14 protein-coding genes are annotated in these 15304 nt (G+C 61.5%); 7 read left to right on the forward strand and 7 right to left on the reverse strand.

Features of this window, described 5'->3' with window-relative positions; genetic code table 11:
* Positions 1 to 14: 14 nt before the first annotated feature.
* Positions 15 to 2522, forward strand: coding sequence for a circularly permuted type 2 ATP-grasp protein (locus AC1Q67_RS18715; protein WP_492236816.1), 2508 nt, complete (start codon positions 15 to 17; stop codon positions 2520 to 2522).
* The gene (locus AC1Q67_RS18720) at positions 2519 to 3397 is read left to right on the forward strand and encodes a transglutaminase family protein (RefSeq protein WP_492236815.1); all 879 of its coding nucleotides are present in this window, start codon (positions 2519 to 2521) and stop codon (positions 3395 to 3397) included. The genes AC1Q67_RS18715 and AC1Q67_RS18720 overlap by 4 nt, the downstream gene beginning before the upstream one ends.
* Before the next feature lie 12 nt (positions 3398 to 3409).
* Here AC1Q67_RS18720 and AC1Q67_RS18725 read toward each other — a convergent pair whose 3' ends face one another.
* From AC1Q67_RS18725 to AC1Q67_RS18740, 4 genes are all read right to left on the reverse strand, one after another.
* A complete protein-coding gene (locus AC1Q67_RS18725; protein WP_492236814.1) occupies positions 3410 to 3982 on the reverse strand; it encodes a DUF4189 domain-containing protein in 573 nt (190 codons plus the stop codon).
* Positions 3983 to 4122: 140 nt separating this feature from the next.
* Complete coding sequence (locus AC1Q67_RS18730) at positions 4123 to 4359, reverse strand: DUF6496 domain-containing protein (RefSeq protein WP_024574623.1); 237 nt, start codon at positions 4357 to 4359, stop codon at positions 4123 to 4125.
* 101 nt (positions 4360 to 4460) lie between these two features.
* Entirely contained in the window at positions 4461 to 5324 is an 864-nt protein-coding gene (locus tag AC1Q67_RS18735) for a class I SAM-dependent methyltransferase (protein WP_492236813.1), read from the reverse strand.
* A 118-nt stretch (positions 5325 to 5442) separates the two neighbouring features.
* Entirely contained in the window at positions 5443 to 6420 is a 978-nt protein-coding gene (locus tag AC1Q67_RS18740) for a zinc-dependent alcohol dehydrogenase family protein (protein WP_492236812.1), read from the reverse strand.
* Between the two features lie 105 nt (positions 6421 to 6525).
* Between AC1Q67_RS18740 and AC1Q67_RS18745 the strand changes: the two genes are divergently transcribed.
* The gene (locus AC1Q67_RS18745) at positions 6526 to 7041 is read left to right on the forward strand and encodes a winged helix-turn-helix transcriptional regulator (RefSeq protein ID WP_492236811.1); all 516 of its coding nucleotides are present in this window, start codon (positions 6526 to 6528) and stop codon (positions 7039 to 7041) included.
* A gap of 16 nt (positions 7042 to 7057) precedes the next feature.
* Here AC1Q67_RS18745 and fabF read toward each other — a convergent pair whose 3' ends face one another.
* From fabF to AC1Q67_RS18760, 3 genes are all read right to left on the reverse strand, one after another.
* Entirely contained in the window at positions 7058 to 8320 is a 1263-nt protein-coding gene (fabF, locus tag AC1Q67_RS18750; RefSeq protein WP_492237159.1) for a beta-ketoacyl-ACP synthase II, read from the reverse strand.
* A 130-nt stretch (positions 8321 to 8450) separates the two neighbouring features.
* The gene (locus AC1Q67_RS18755) at positions 8451 to 9644 is read right to left on the reverse strand and encodes an acetyl-CoA C-acyltransferase (RefSeq protein WP_492236810.1); all 1194 of its coding nucleotides are present in this window, start codon (positions 9642 to 9644) and stop codon (positions 8451 to 8453) included.
* Between the two features lie 178 nt (positions 9645 to 9822).
* The gene (locus AC1Q67_RS18760) at positions 9823 to 10593 is read right to left on the reverse strand and encodes an enoyl-CoA hydratase (RefSeq protein WP_492236809.1); all 771 of its coding nucleotides are present in this window, start codon (positions 10591 to 10593) and stop codon (positions 9823 to 9825) included.
* 165 nt (positions 10594 to 10758) lie between these two features.
* Here AC1Q67_RS18760 and AC1Q67_RS18765 point away from each other — a divergent pair, with 165 nt between their 5' ends.
* The 4 genes from AC1Q67_RS18765 (at position 10759) to AC1Q67_RS18780 (ending at position 15300) form a co-directional block, all read left to right on the forward strand.
* Positions 10759 to 11385 (forward strand): TetR/AcrR family transcriptional regulator, encoded by a 627-nt coding sequence (locus tag AC1Q67_RS18765; protein WP_492236808.1) that lies wholly within the window; start codon positions 10759 to 10761, stop codon positions 11383 to 11385.
* Positions 11386 to 11496: 111 nt separating this feature from the next.
* Complete coding sequence (locus tag AC1Q67_RS18770) at positions 11497 to 12993, forward strand: CoA-acylating methylmalonate-semialdehyde dehydrogenase (protein ID WP_492236807.1); 1497 nt, start codon at positions 11497 to 11499, stop codon at positions 12991 to 12993.
* Positions 12994 to 13069: 76 nt separating this feature from the next.
* Positions 13070 to 14215, forward strand: a complete 1146-nt coding sequence (locus AC1Q67_RS18775; RefSeq protein WP_492236806.1) for an isobutyryl-CoA dehydrogenase — start codon at positions 13070 to 13072, stop codon at positions 14213 to 14215.
* Positions 14212 to 15300 (forward strand): enoyl-CoA hydratase/isomerase family protein, encoded by a 1089-nt coding sequence (locus tag AC1Q67_RS18780; protein WP_492236805.1) that lies wholly within the window; start codon positions 14212 to 14214, stop codon positions 15298 to 15300. Before AC1Q67_RS18775 ends, AC1Q67_RS18780 begins: the two co-directional genes overlap by 4 nt.
* Positions 15301 to 15304 lie beyond the last annotated feature (4 nt).

A 15304-nucleotide genomic window follows, 5' to 3' on the forward strand; every position in this document is an offset into this window, starting at 1 on the left:
AGAAGGCGAGTCGGATGGCGGACACAGATAGCGGAGAAAAGGCACAGCGAGGGGCACAGCGCGATCTTCTGGATTGCACCCGCGGCTACGCGCCGTTGCCCGGAATTCCGGACGAGTTTCAGGACGCCGAGGGCCAGCCCCGCGAGGTATGGACCCGTTTCTTTGACGCGTTCTCGGCGCTTTCGTCCGGCGAGATCGAGCGCCGCTTCGCATCCGCGGATCAGCATATGCGCGATGCCGGCGTCACATATCGCGCCCCCGGGGAAGCTGCGGACCGTTCCTGGCCGCTTAGCCATTTGCCACTGCTGATCGACGAGGTGGAATGGAAGCAAATATCGGAAGGGGTCGCCCAGCGCGCGGAGCTTTTCGAGCAGATCCTGCGCGATCTGTACGGTGAAGGCAGACTGATTGCCGAAGGCGCATTGCCCGCAGCGGCCGTTGCCGGGAGTGCAGAGTATCTGCGTTCGGTTTGCGGTGTGACGCCGCCCGGCGGTCAGTATCTCAATCTCTATGCCGCCGACATCGGCCGTGGACCCGACGGGCGCTGGTGGGTGCTGAACGATCGTACGCAGGCGCCGTCCGGCGCGGGCTATGCACTCGAAAACCGGCTGGTGTTGTCGCGTGCACTGACAAATCTCTACACGTCGATGAACGTCGAACGCGTTGCGCCGTTTTTTGAAGCGTTCCGCGACAGCCTGCGCGCCATCGCGGATCGCGACGAGCCGCGCATCGGTTTGCTGACGCCGGGTAATTCCAGCGAAACCTATTCGGAACATGCCACGCTGGCGCGCTATCTCGGATTTCTGCTGGTGGAAGGCGATGACCTTGCGGTGAGCGAGGATCGGCTGCACGTACGCACCGTTGCCGGTCTGAAGCGCCTCGATGTGCTGCTGCGGCGGGTGGACTCGAACTTCCTCGATCCCCTCGAACTTGATGCACGTTCCATGCTTGGCGTTCCGGGGCTGATTGACGTCATCAGGAAGGGTGGTGTCGCCGTCGCCAACATGCCGGGTTCAGGCGTGATGGAAGCCCGGACGCTGCTCGGTTTCCTGCCGAGCCTGAGCCAGCGCTTCTTCGGCGAAGACCTGAAGATGCCGCATATCGCCACGTGGTGGTGTGGGCAGAAATCCGCCCGTGACGAGGTGCTTTCGCGCCTCGATGACATGGCGATCGAGGGTGCTTACGGGCCGTCTGTGCCTGGTTTCCCGGGCCGTGGTCCGATTGTCGGCAGTTCCCTGTCCACAGATGAGCGCGCGCGGTTGGTCGATGCTATCGGCAAACGCGGCATCGACTATGTCGGACAGGAGATGGTGCGCCTCTCCACGACGCCGGTTTGGGACAACGGGCATATCTCTCCACGCCCGTTCGTTCTCCGGGTTTTCGCCGCCGCCACGCCGAGCGGCTGGACCATCCTGCCGGGCGGGTTCTGCCGCATCGCCGACAAGCCTGATGCGCGTGCGGTTTCAATGGGCGAGGGCGCACGCGCCGCTGACGTCTGGGTTGTGTCGGAGAAGGAAGTCGCAACGTCCACGTTGCTACCGCCGAGTGATGCCGTACGCATCAGACGCATTGCCGGATGGGTGCCCAGCCGTGCTGCGGACAATCTATTCTGGCTAGGCCGCTACCTCGAACGCGCCGAGGCGACCTTGCGGCTGGTTCGCGCACTGGGCGGGGCCTTGCGCGAACCCGGCAAGGGGCCGTCGCCGATGCAGCCGGTGATCGAGCGCATTCAGCGCCTGCTTGTTGCCTGGGGCGCCACCTCGCCATCGTCCCGCGCCAAGCTTGCGACCACTGCAGCGCAGGCGCTGCAAGCCAAGGATAAGTTCGGGTCGGCACTGGCGCTTGTCAGGTCGGCGCAACGCACCGCGACGACATTGCGCGAGCGGCTTTCGCCGGATGCCTGGCATGTCATCACCGGAATGGTGGAACGCCTGTCGGAAAAGGCGGAGGACGACGAAGCCTTGCTCGAAGCCGCGGAATGGACTCTGCAATCGCTGGCGACGTTCGCAGGCCTTGCGCAGGAGAATATGAATCGCGCCGCGGGCTGGCGCTTCCTTGAGATGGGCCGCCGGGTCGAGCGCGCCATCAATACGGCACGTTTTGCACGCCAGTTTGCCGACGACAAGGCGACAGCTGAGGACCTCGACCTGCTGTTGACGCTAGTCGATTGCCAGATCACCTATCGTTCGCGTTATCTTGTCGGACCGGTACTCGCGCCGGTGCGCGATCTGGTTGTTCTCGATGCCTTCAATCCGCGCTCGGTGGCGTTTCAGGTCGCTGCGCTTAATGAGCACATCGCCAGTCTCCCCAGCATGCGTGAAGGCGGCCTGATCGATCCTCCGCACCGTCTCGCTGTGACTCTTCAGGCCTCAATGATCGCGGGAGAGGCGGAGTCGTTTGATGCCAAGACCCTGTTCTTGCTTGAGCAGGATCTGCTGAACTTGGCCGACGCCATCGGATCGCACTACTTCCCGCACGGCAGTCTCGCCTTGAGACCGGAGAAGCTGACGGGGTTTGCGTGATTTACGACATTCGTCATGTCACCACGTACTCCTATGAGAGCCCGGTCAGCTTTGCGCGCTGCTCGCTGAGGCTTGAACCGAAAAGCGGCGATGGCCAGCAGTTGATTTCTCATCGCGTTGAGATCAAGCCGGTACCGCTCGATCGCACGGTGAGAACGGACTTTTTCGGAATCCGTACCGAAAGCATCGTGATTGAGACCCCTCATCGCGTTCTGCGCATCGATGCGCGATCACGTGTGGACGTTGCCCGCACGGCTCCGCCGCGCGACATGGTCTCTCCTGGATGGGAGCAGGTCCGCGAGGCTGCCTTCGCATCCAATGGGCTCGCGGCGGTTTCGCCCGTCGGATATCTGTTCGCTAGCCCGCTCATATCAATCCAGCCATCCGTTACGGATTATGCTGCGGCGTGTTTTCCGACCGGCGGCGCGATATTTTCCTCGGTGGCTGACCTGATGCGACGGATCAATCGTGACTTCGTCTACGACTCGAAGGCAACGGAGATTTCGACGCCGCTGCTGGACGTTTTCAGGAAGCGGCGAGGGGTCTGTCAGGATTTCGCGCACATTATGATCGCTGGATTGCGCGGCCTCGGGTTGCCGGCGGCTTATGTAAGCGGCTATCTGAGGACCACGCCTCCACCGGGGAGATCGCGGCTCCAGGGTGCGGACGCGACGCACGCATGGGTTTCTGTCTGGTGTGGTGACGAGATTGGATGGATGGGTTTCGATCCCACCAACGATCTGGTGATCGGCAACGATCATGTTGTTCTGGCGGTCGGACGCGACTACACCGACGTATCACCGGTCGATGGAATTATCGTCGGATCGCGCAAGCAGAAGCTTGCGGTGGCGGTAGACGTCATCCCCGTAGAATAAAAGTGCCCCGGATCACCCCCGGTGGCTGCCATCTGCACAGAAAGAAGCCCGGATGTTGCAATCTGACGGGCTGCGGCCTTCCTTGCGACAGCGCGCCGAGGCAGCATCGATGGCTTGGCCGAGCGTCGGACCTTCGGCGGTGAATGCACCCCAGTAACGGGTTCGGCGGATACGCGTGGTGTAGAACGCCATCGCACCGCATTTGGTTGTGGATGAAACCTTGCAGCCACGTCCGCCGTTGTTGACGCAAAGGGTCAGGGCTCGCGCTTCGGCCTCGTCCCGCGTCGCCTTCTGCCATACGGCGCCCCAGGCGCCGCGCGCCGCAAATCCGATGGCCGCCCATTGTTCGCCAGGGGGCTGGACGGCTTTCTGCTTCAGTGCGTCCAGCCGGATTCTGGCGAGTGCAGCGAATGTACCGTTCGGATATTTATCGAGGTAGGCCGAGATTTCAGCAGGGTTTCTCGAGTCCTTCACCGAATTCCAGAAGGTGATCTCAACACTGGTGTCGGATTGTGCGACTGCTGCTCCAAGCTGCACGAACAAGGCAACGGCAAGCGCCAGCGTACAACAGATCTTGGATCGCATCGCTCCGCCTGTCCCCGGGGTTCGGCGCGCAGACTAAAAGTCCGCCTTGGCCTTGTCGAGCGGGCAGGCTGGGGCCGGTGGAAAACCACATCAGCCATAGGCATTACGCGGTAATCCCGATACATCCCGCATCTGCGCATCTATGATTTCGACCGCTTCGCCTTCTTTGCCTTTTTCGTTTTCCGTGCCTTTGATGCGGACTTTTTCGCTGGCACCTTTTTCCCTTCTTGTCTGGCTTCGGACAGGCCAATCGCGATGGCTTGCTTCCGGCTCGTGACCTTTTTGCCCGATCGTCCGCTCTTCAATGTTCCTTTTTTCCGCTTGTGCATCGCACGCGCGACTTTTTTGGCTGCCCCCTTCGAGTACTTCCGCGCCATCATTGTCTCCGCAGTCGGTTGCAGGGTACGAATAAAGCGGCGGGAAGGCTTATGTTCCGGTTGGGCGATGCGATGCGACGGAAATTCAGGTGTGGCGTGAACTAGCGTGGGTTCGTCGCTGTAACGATCCAGATCGATCCGCCGAGAGGGATGGTGTTGCCCTTCTGATGCGAGGCGAGCATCGTGCGAATCGATTGCGTGGTTGCTTCGATCTTGTCCGGCGGCTGATTCTCGAGCGCGCGGCTGGTGGGACCGATGGCAAGGGTCGTCTCGATGGCCGCTTCAAGGCCGCGGCCGGTTGCGATGTCGAGCAATAAGTCGACTCGGTCCATTCCCACATTCGAGAAGCCGGCCTCGCCAAGAATTCTCCGGACCCGTTCCTCGCTCGCGAATGAGAATGGGCCCGGATCGTCCGGTTTCATTTCAGGAAGCTTCGGCACGTATTTGTAGGCCTCCTGAAGGCCGAGCATCATCCATGGATTGTCGCGCGGTGTCCGCCAGCAGGCGAAGGCGAGGCGACCGCCTGGCCGCAGCGCCTTGCGCATGTTCGCGAACGAATCCGAAGGTTGTGCGAAGAACATGACCCCGAAACGCGAGAACAGCATATCCGCACTTGCAGGAGGGAACGGATATACCGTTGCATCCGCCAGCACGAACTCGATCGGCATGTTTGGCGGTGCAAGCTCTCGGGCCCGGCCCAGCATCGGTTCGGAAATGTCGACACCGGTGACGTGGCCGCCGGGGCCAACCTGCGTCAAAAGATCAAAGGACGTGGCTCCACAGCCACAGCCGATATCGAAGACAGCTTCCCCTGCTTTTACGGCGGCGCGCTCAATGAGGATCTTGGATACCGGGGCGAGGACAACGTCCTGAAGCTGCTGCCGATCGGTCCAGTGACGGCCGCCTGGGCCGTTCCAGTAAGCAATCTGATCGGCGTTGCGAGCGTCGACAGCAGGTTGGGTCATGGGACACTCCGATGGTGCCGATTGTTGTAGGCCAGTCCGGCCGCCCTGAACAGGGGAGCCCACCCATGCATCATCGAAGCGCCGATAAACGTTCGCTTCCGGTTTTGAAGCGATTTCCTCAGCTGCCCTTGAACAGGATTTTGCCCGTGCCTTTGGCGGCGTGGGAAATCGCGGCCTTGGACTCACTGAGCGGGTACGTCGCTTCCACCGGCGTATAGATTGTTCCGTCCGCGATCCAGCTCGCCACTTGCTTCTGAACCTCGAGAGCGCGTTCCGGCGAGTTTTTGTTAAACCAGTTCAACAGCCAGAATCCCTTGAGCGTCAGGTCGCGGAAAATATTCGGAGCCGTGAAGAAGGGGCCGGGTCCGCCGCTCATCACGCCGTATGCGACGAGCGTGCCGCCGTTGGCGAGACAATCGTTCAGCGGCATCAGGCCGGGTCCGCCGACGCTGTCGAGCGCGAGCATGATCCTAGCCTTGTCGGTCGCTTCCCTGACACGCTTGGCCAGATCCGGACCTTCGACCAGCACCGCATCGGCGCCAAGCTTCCTGAGTTCCTCAATCAGTTCGGGGCGGCGTACGACGCTGACGGTATGAATGCCCATCTTCTTTGCGATGGCGATGACGGCGCGTCCGACGGCGGAATTTCCCGCGCTCTGGATCACCCAGTCACCTTTCTTGAGGGCGACATACTCGGTCAGCATGAGATACGCCGTCGGCGGATTGACCATCAGCATCGAAAGCTGCTGCGGGTCTGCGTTCGCCGGCAATGCAAAGAGACCGTCGGCCTTGACCTTGGCGCGTGTGAGCCAGGTCGACGCGCCCCGCGGAAACAGAACACGATCGCCTTCCTTGATTCCGGTCACGCCGGAGCCGATTTTGGCAACGCGCGCGACGCCTTCGGCGCCAACTGGTGCCGGCAAGTTCGGTTTCACGCCGTAAAGACCCCGGATGAGCACGAGGTCGGATGGATTGATCGGAGAAAATTCCATGTCGACGACGATCTCGCCGGCACCCGGTGCTCCGGGATCGGAGAGACTGACGGTCTCTACAACTTCCCATGGCTTGCCGAAAGCGTTGATCTGAACGCTGTGCATGCTGCTCTCCCATAATCACCGCTTGGCGGCTTGATGCGAAATGTTCTAGATGGTTCGATATTGCAACTAGTCTTAATTGGCAACTAAATGAGGAAAATGACTGGTATGCGGGAGCCTTCTTTCAGCCGTTTAAACTGCTCGATCGCCCGTTCGCTCGCCGTACTTGGCGATTCATGGTCGCTTTTGGTCCTGCGAGATGCGCTTGCCGGCGTCCGCACGTTCGAGGGCTTCACGCGCGGACTTGGCATTGCACGAAACACACTCGCCGATCGGCTCAGGCACCTCGTTGAGAAGGGAATGCTGACGCAGATCGACGTTGGCAAGCGGGGAACGCGGTTCGAGTATGTTCCGACGTTGAAGGCGAAGGAGTTTCAGGTCGCGCTGATGGCGATTCTGCAATGGGGCGACCGCTGGGTGTCGGGACGCGGCAATGAACCGGTCGTGGCGTTCGATCGTGTCAGCGGATCGGCGATTGCACCACTCGTTATGCAAGCCACGTCCGGGCGCGCAGTTTCTTCGGACGAATTGATGTACAAGCCCGGACGAGGCGCAACAGCCGTTACGCGAGACTACCTCACCGCGAAGAACAAACGGCTGACGAATAAGTCCGTTTCAGATTGACGTCGCTGGCCGCGCCTTACCAAGCGCGGAACAGGACGCTCGCGTTGACGCCGCCGAAGCCGAATCCGTTCGACAGCACATGTTCCATGGCCATGGGCCGCGCAGCACCGCGGATGAGGTCCACACCTTCAGCCGCCGCGTCCGGATGATCCAGATTGAGCGTTGCAGGGGCAATCTGATCGCGCAGAGCCAGCACGGAGAAGATCGCCTCAAGTCCGCCGGCTGCACCGAGCAGGTGACCTGTTGCAGACTTCGTCGAGCTGACCGCTACCCGGCCTTCTGTTCCGAACACGGACTTGATCGCCGCAAGTTCGCCGTTGTCGCCGACAGGTGTCGAGGTCGCATGTGCATTGAGATGCTGAACCTCAATCGGCGAAATGCCGGCCTGCCGCAGCGCTATTTCAATCGATCGCCGCGCGCCATCACCGTCCTCCGGGCCGGCGGTCATGTGATAGGCGTCGGACGTCGTGCCGTAGCCGACGAGTTCGGCAATCGGCGTTGCCCCGCGGCTCAGCGCATGGTCGAGTGTTTCGATGACCACGATACCTGCGCCTTCACCCATGACGAAGCCGTCGCGGTCGCGGTCGAACGGGCGTGACGCGCGCTGTGGTTCATCGTTGAAGTTGGTCGAGAGCGCGCGTGCTGCAGCGAAGCCTCCCAAACTGACACGATCAATGCAGGCTTCTGCGCCGCCGGCGATGGCGACATCCGCTTCTCCGGCAAGGAGAAGGCGCGCGGCATCGCCAATGGCCTGGACGCCTGCCGCACATGCGGTCACCGGCGCTCCAAGCGCTCCCTTGAAGCCATGCTTGATGGAAACCTGTCCCGCCGCAAGATTGACGAGGAACGACGGCACGGTGAAGGGCGAGAGGCGCCGCACGCCACGTTCGTCGGTGGTGCGGACCGCGTCGACGATGGCAGGAAATCCGCCGACGCCAGAGGCGATAATGGTTGCCGTGCGTTCACGTGACCGCGCATCTTCGGGCTTCCACCCGGCCTGCGCGATGGCCTCGTCCGCCGCCATCATGGCGAACTGGATGAAGCGGTCCATTTTCTTTTGATCTTTTTTGGGAATGGCGCGATCGGGATCGAATCCGAATTCCGGATCTTCGACGATATCAGGAACGATGCCGCAGGCTTTCACAGGCAGGTCGGCTGCGACATTATCGGACAGTGCCCGGATGCCGGATTGCCCGGCAATCAGCCGCGACCAGTTGGCCTCGACACCGGCGCCAAGCGGGGACACGGCGCCCATTCCAGTAACGACAATCCGTCGTATCGCGCTGCTTCGTTTCACGATCTCACCACAGGTTGCTTGCACAGGAACAACGCAGCCCGCTTGTCGGGTGTGCGGCACATGGCACCGGCGGAAATCCCGCCGATGCACTACAAGTTTGCGCGACGCGCGATCAGTTGAGCTTGCGCTCGACTGCGATGGCGGTTGCTTCGCCGCCGCCGATGCACAGCGAGGCGATGCCACGCTGGACGTTGTTCTTTTCCATCGCATGCAGCAGCGTCACGATCAGCCGTGCGCCGGTTGCGCCGATGGGGTGGCCGAGCGCGCAAGCGCCGCCGTTGACGTTGAGCTTGTCGCGAGGAATCCCGAGATCGCGCGCGGCGGCCATCGGCACCACGGCAAAGGCTTCATTGATTTCGTAGAGATCGACGTCGCTCGCGGTCCAGCCGATCTTTTCCAGAAGCTTGCGAATTGCCGGGATAGGCGCAGTGGTGAACCAGTCCGGAGCCTGGCTGTGCGTCGAGTGTCCCTTGATTTCAGCGAGGATCGGCAGACCCTCACGTTCGGCGATCGAGCGGCGCGTCAGAACCAGCGCGGCTGCGCCATCGGCATTGGCAGAGGAGGCCGCCGGCGTGATCGTGCCGTTGGGCCGGAACGCCGGCTTCAGGTTCGGAATCTTGGCGGGATCGACCTTCAGCGGATGTTCGTCGTTTTCGACGACGCGAACACCTGCCTTCTCTTTCACCGAGATAGGCGCGATTTCCTTTTTGAACGCTCCGCTTTCGACAGCATTGCGCGCCCGCGTCAGCGTCTCGATCGCGTAGTCGTCCTGATCCTTGCGGCTGAACTGGTAAGCTTCCGCCGCGGCTTCGCCGAAGTCGCCCATCGAACGTCCGGTTTCGTAGGCGTCTTCAAGTCCATCCATCATCATGTGATCGATGATGCGGTCATGGCCGACGCGATAACCGCCGCGCGCCTTTTGGAGCAGGTAAGGAGCGTTCGTCATGCTCTCCATGCCGCCGGAGACGACGATGTCTGCCGAACCTGCATTGATGATGTCGTGGGCAAGCATGGTGGCCTTCATGCCCGAACCGCACACCTTGTTGATGGTGGTGGCGCCGGTGGCGTCCGGCAGCTTGGCGCCGCGTGCGGCCTGGCGGGCAGGAGCCTGACCTTGTCCGGCGGGAAGAACGCAGCCCATGAGAACTTCATCGATTCGGTCGGGCGAAAGTTTTGCGCGTTCCAGCGCCGCACCGATTGCGTGCGAGCCGAGGTTGTGCGCGCTGAATGAGGACAGATCGCCCTGAAAACGGCCGAGGGGAGTGCGGACTGCGGATACGATGACAACGGGATCGGACGTAGACATGCAACTCTCCTGGTTCACGGAGCACCGTGTTAGATGACATGCATCATATGAAAAGATGCGGAAATAGCAATCCGCGTGCTGACAATAAAAGCATGAATCAGGTGCGGACAAGCAGCCAGACGTTTAAAACATGCCTTGGCATGCCACTGGCATGAGATATTTTCGTGCGACAGATGAATTATTTTCGTCTGTCGAGAAATGCCTGCATGTGGCGTTGGGGCTCGCCGGTCAGGAACGACTTGCCGAACACTCCGACACTGAGATTGACGGATTCCGTGAGGGGAAGTTCTTCCCATTGCTTCAGCAGCGCCTTTTGGCTTCGCATGGCTTCGGGTCCGCATTCCGCGATCGTCGCAGCGGTTGCTGCGATGGCTGAATCGAGTTCGGTCTCGGGCACGACCTGATCGACCAGTCCCCAGTTGAGCGCAGTGGGCGCATCGATGGTTGCCGCCGTCAGGATTAGCCAGCGGGCGCGTCCCCATCCGATCAGTCGCGGCAGCAATGCCGCATGGATGACTGACGGGATGCCGACCTTGACTTCGGGCATGGCGAACTTTGCGTCCTGCGATGCGATGCGCAGATCGCACGCTGCGGCAAATTCGAGTCCGCCGCCGAGGCAAAATCCGCGCAAACGCGCGATGACCGGTGCGGGAAATTGCCGAACCGCTTCGCACAGGTCCCGCAGGCCGGTGATGAATTTTTCAGCCGAGGCCTGATCGAGCGTGGCCATCTCCTTGATGTCCGCGCCGCCGATCATGCTTTTCTCGCCCGAGCCCCTCACGACCAGCACGCGAATGCTGGTGTCTCCGGCGAGATGCTCCAGTCCCTCGCGAACGCCGCGGATGACGGCAGAGTTCATGATGTTCAGCGGACCCGCATTGCAGATTGTTAATTGTGCGATGCCGTTGTCGCCGCGTACGACGTTGCAATGGTCATTGATTGTTTGCATTTTTATGGACCTGACATTTGCGCGTTGCAGCGCGGGGGACGCAAATGGTGCGTGATCTCTCTCTCGTCGTCAAATCGCGCATGGCAGCTATTTTACGTTGCAAAGTAAGCGCTTCGGCCTCGGGAATGTGTTATTATATGACATAGGACATTTGATGAGGCAGCAATGCGCTATTCAAAAGATCACAAGGCTGAGACCCACGCGCGGATCGTGAAGAACGCTTCCGTACGGCTGCGCGAGCGCGGTGCGGCGAGCCTCGGTGTTGCCGAATTGATGAAGGAAGCCGGTCTTACCCACGGAGGGTTCTACGCGCACTTTCCGTCGCGCGATGCGCTGATCAGCGAGGCTTTCGCCCACGCGATGCAGCAGACCACCGGACGGTGGCGCAAACGCGCGGAACAGGAACCCGAAGGCAAGCGTCTCGCCGCGATCGTAAATGGTTACCTCACGACCGAGCACCGCGACGATGCAGGCAACGGCTGTGCGTTGCCGTCGCTGGGCGTCGAGGTGTCCCGCGCGAGTCCGAAAACCCGCAAGGCTTTTGCCAGCAAGCTTGAAGACATGATTGCGATGCTGGTCGAGCAGTTCCCGGATCTGCCGGCGAAGACAGCGCGCCGCGAAGCCATTGGCGTCATCTCGACCATGATGGGGGCGATGATTCTGGCGCGTGCCGCGGGTACGAGTGAATTCTCCGACGAAATCCTCAGCGCTGGTCGCCAGGCGGCCCTGCGATCCGAGAATGCAGCAAAACCGAGCGCGAAGAAGCCCAAAGCGGCGAAAACCGAGAACTGAGCTACCCCGTCTCTTTGCATTGCGCGCCACCGTGCTGTGCGCAGAACCCGGTTCCAAACGCCGTCGTCGCGATGCTAAAAGCCTCCAAACACACGCTTTTGGAGGATACGCATGCGCACGATCGGTCATTTTATTGGCGGCAAAGAGGTCAAAGGCACGTCGGGGCGTTTTGGGGACGTGTTCGAGCCGATGACGGGCGAGGTGCAGGCGCAGGTTGCGCTGGCGACCAAGGCGGAGGTGCGCTCTGCGGTCGAGAATGCGAAGGCTGCGCAGGAAGCGTGGGCCAACACCAATCCGCAGCGCCGCGCGCGGGTGATGATGAAGTTCCTGGAGCTGGTGCAGCGCGACTACGACAAGCTGGCGGATTTGCTGGCGCGCGAGCACGGCAAGACGGTGCCCGACGCCAAGGGCGACATCCAGCGCGGGCTCGAAGTGGTGGAGTTCGCCTGCGGCATTCCGCACCTGATGAAGGGCGAGTACACCGAAGGCGCCGGCCCCGGCATCGACATCTATTCGATGCGCCAGGCGCTCGGCGTGGTGGCCGGCATCACCCCGTTCAACTTCCCGGCGATGATCCCGATGTGGAAGTTCGCCCCGGCGATCGCCTGCGGCAACGCCTTCATCCTGAAACCCTCGGAGCGCGATCCGGGCGTGCCGATGGCGCTGGCGGCGCTGATGATGGAGGCGGGACTGCCCGCCGGCATTCTCAACGTGGTCAACGGCGACAAGGAAGCGGTTGACGCGATCCTCGACGATCCGGACATCAAGGCCGTCGGCTTCGTCGGCTCCTCGCCGATCGCGCAGTATATCTATGAGCGTGCCGCGCAGACCAACAAGCGGGCGCAGTGCTTCGGCGGCGCCAAGAACCACGCCATCATCATGCCGGATGCCGACATGGACCAGACCGTCGATGCGCTGATCGGCGCAGGATACGGTTCGGCGGGCGAACGCTGCATGGCGATCTCGGTGGCGGTGCCGGTGGGCAAGACCACTGCGGACCGGCTGATGGAGAAGCTGATCCCGCGGGTCGAGAGCCTGAAGATCGGTCCTTCGACCGATCCAAGCGCCGACTTCGGCCCGCTGGTGACCAAGGCCGCGCTGGATCGCGTCAAGGATTACGTCGAGATCGGCATCCAGGAAGGCGCCAAGCTTGCGGTCGACGGCCGCGGCTTCAAGATGCAGGGCTATGAGAAGGGCTTCTACATGGGCGGCTGTCTGTTCGACAACGTCACGAAGGACATGCGGATCTACAAGGAAGAGATCTTCGGCCCGGTGCTGTCGGTGGTGCGCGCGCATGACTACAGCGAGGCGCTGGCGCTGCCGTCGGATCACGACTACGGCAACGGCGTTGCGATCTTCACCCGCGACGGCGACGCGGCGCGCGACTTCGCGGCCAAGGTCAATGTCGGCATGGTGGGCGTCAACGTGCCGATCCCGGTGCCGATCGCCTACTATACCTTCGGCGGCTGGAAGAAGTCCGGGTTCGGCGATCTCAACCAGCACGGACCGGATTCGATCCGCTTCTACACCAAGACCAAGACCGTCACCTCGCGCTGGCCCTCCGGCGTCAAGGACGGCGCAGAGTTCACCATCCCAACGATGAACTGATAAAGAAGGGTGCTCCGGGCAACCGCCTCGGCGGTTGCCCGGCATCATCAGACTTCCAAAGCGTGATGGGGGCGCAATGCAGTTCGCTCTAACCGAGGATCAAATCGCGGTTCGCGACATGGCGCGCGAATTCGCGGCCGAGAAAATCGCTCCATTTGCACAGAAATGGGACGAGGAAAAATTCTTCCCCGTCGATGTGATGCGCGAAGCGGCGGCGCTCGGCATGGGCGGCATCTACATTCGTGACGATGTCGGCGGCTCGGCGCTGACGCGGTTCGACGCCGCGCTGATCTTCGAGGCGCTGGCGACGGGGTGCCCGACCGTTTCGTCGTTTATCTCGATCCACAACATGGCATCGTGGATGATCGATGCCTATGGCTCGGACACGCAGCGTCAGAAATGGCTGCCGCGTCTGTGCACCATGGAACTGATCGCGAGCTACGCTCTGACCGAGCCGGGCGCAGGCTCGGATGCCGCAGCACTTTCGACCCGCGCAGTGCGTGACGGCGATCACTACGTGCTCAACGGACAGAAGCAATTTATCTCTGGCGCCGGAACCAGCGACATTTACGTCGCGATGGTTCGTACCGGCGGCGAGGGCGCACGCGGCGTCTCCACGCTTGTGATCGATCGCGATACGCCGGGCGTCTCGTTCGGCGCGAACGAGCGCAAGATGGGCTGGAATGCCCAGCCGACCCGTGCAGTGATTTTTGAGAACGCCCGCGTTCCTGTCGCCAATCGTCTCGGCGAGGAGGGGATCGGCTTCAAGATCGCGATGGCGGGCCTTGACGGTGGACGTCTCAATATTGCCGCATGCTCGCTTGGCGGTGCGCAGTCCGCGCTGGACAAATCGCTCGCCTACACGAAAGAGCGCAGGGCGTTCGGTCAACGCCTCGATGAGTTTCAAGCCTTGCAGTTCCGCATTGCCGACATGGCCACTGAACTGGAAGCCGCACGCACGTTCCTGTGGCGCGCTGCCGCATCGCTGGACCGCAAGGACCCCGACGCGAGTATGCTTTGCGCGATGGCCAAACGTTTCGGTACCGATGCCGGGTTTGAAATCGCCAATCAGGCGCTGCAATTGCACGGCGGATATGGCTATCTGGCGGAATACGGTATCGAGAAAATCGTCAGGGACCTGCGCGTGCATCAAATTCTCGAAGGGACCAACGAAATCATGCGTGTGATTGTGGCCCGCAAGTTGATCGAGGGCGCGCGATGAGCGCACATGCGGCGATGACGGAGACACCCGGGAAGGATGTGATCATTTGCCGGGAAGGTGCCGCTGGAGTCATCCGGCTCAACCGTCCCAAGACGATCAACGCGCTGACGCTTGAGATGACTCGCGAGATCGTGACCGCGCTTGATGCATTCGAGGCCGACCCCGGTGTATCGCTGGTGCTGCTGGAAGGCGCGGGCGAACGTGGTTTGTGCGCGGGCGGCGACATCCGCGGTCTCTATGAAAGCGCGAAAGCGGGCGGCGATCTCGGCCCGGTGTTCTGGCGTGAGGAATACATCCTGAACGCGCGCATTCCGGAGTATCCGAAGCCGTATGTCGCTTACATGGACGGTCTTGTCATGGGCGGCGGCGTCGGGCTCTCGGCGCACAGCGCGCATCGGGTTGTGACCGAAAAGACGAAAATGGCGATGCCGGAGGTCGGCCTCGGTTTCTTCCCGGATGTCGGCGGAACGTGGCTGCTGTCACGCGCGCCGGGCGAGATCGGTACCTATTTCGCGCTCACGGGCCAGACCATGAGCGGCGCCGACGCGGTTTATGCGGGCGCCGCGGATGTATTGATCGCTACGAAAGACTGGCCGGCGCTTCGCGACGCGCTGACCAATGCGCCATTGCAGGCGAAAAGCAACGACGTTCGCGCCATACTGGCGCGCTTTGCGGTGCAAAATGTGCAAGCGCCAACCGCGAAGCATCGCGAACTAATCGATAGTGCTTTCGCTCGCGGCACGGTGGAAGAGATCGTGGCTGCGCTGAAAGACGATGGATCGGAATTCGCGCTTGCAACGCTGAAGGCGCTTTCTGAAAAATCGCCCACAGCGCTCAAGGTCACGCTCGAGCTGCTTCGCCGCGCGCGAAACTCCAAATCACTCAAGGAATGTCTTGTCCGCGAGTACAATTCGGCACTGGCGGTGTTCACCAGCGCGGAATTCGTTGAAGGTGTTCGGGCCGCGATCATCGATAAGGACCGTAACCCGAAGTGGTCTCCATCGCGGATCGGGGATGTGACGCCGGATATCGTCGAGAAGTATTTCGCGCCGAACGGCAAATACACGCTGGTTTTTCCGGACTGACTGG

The sequence above is a fragment of the Afipia sp. GW823-FHT06G09 genome (genome assembly GCF_058794875.1).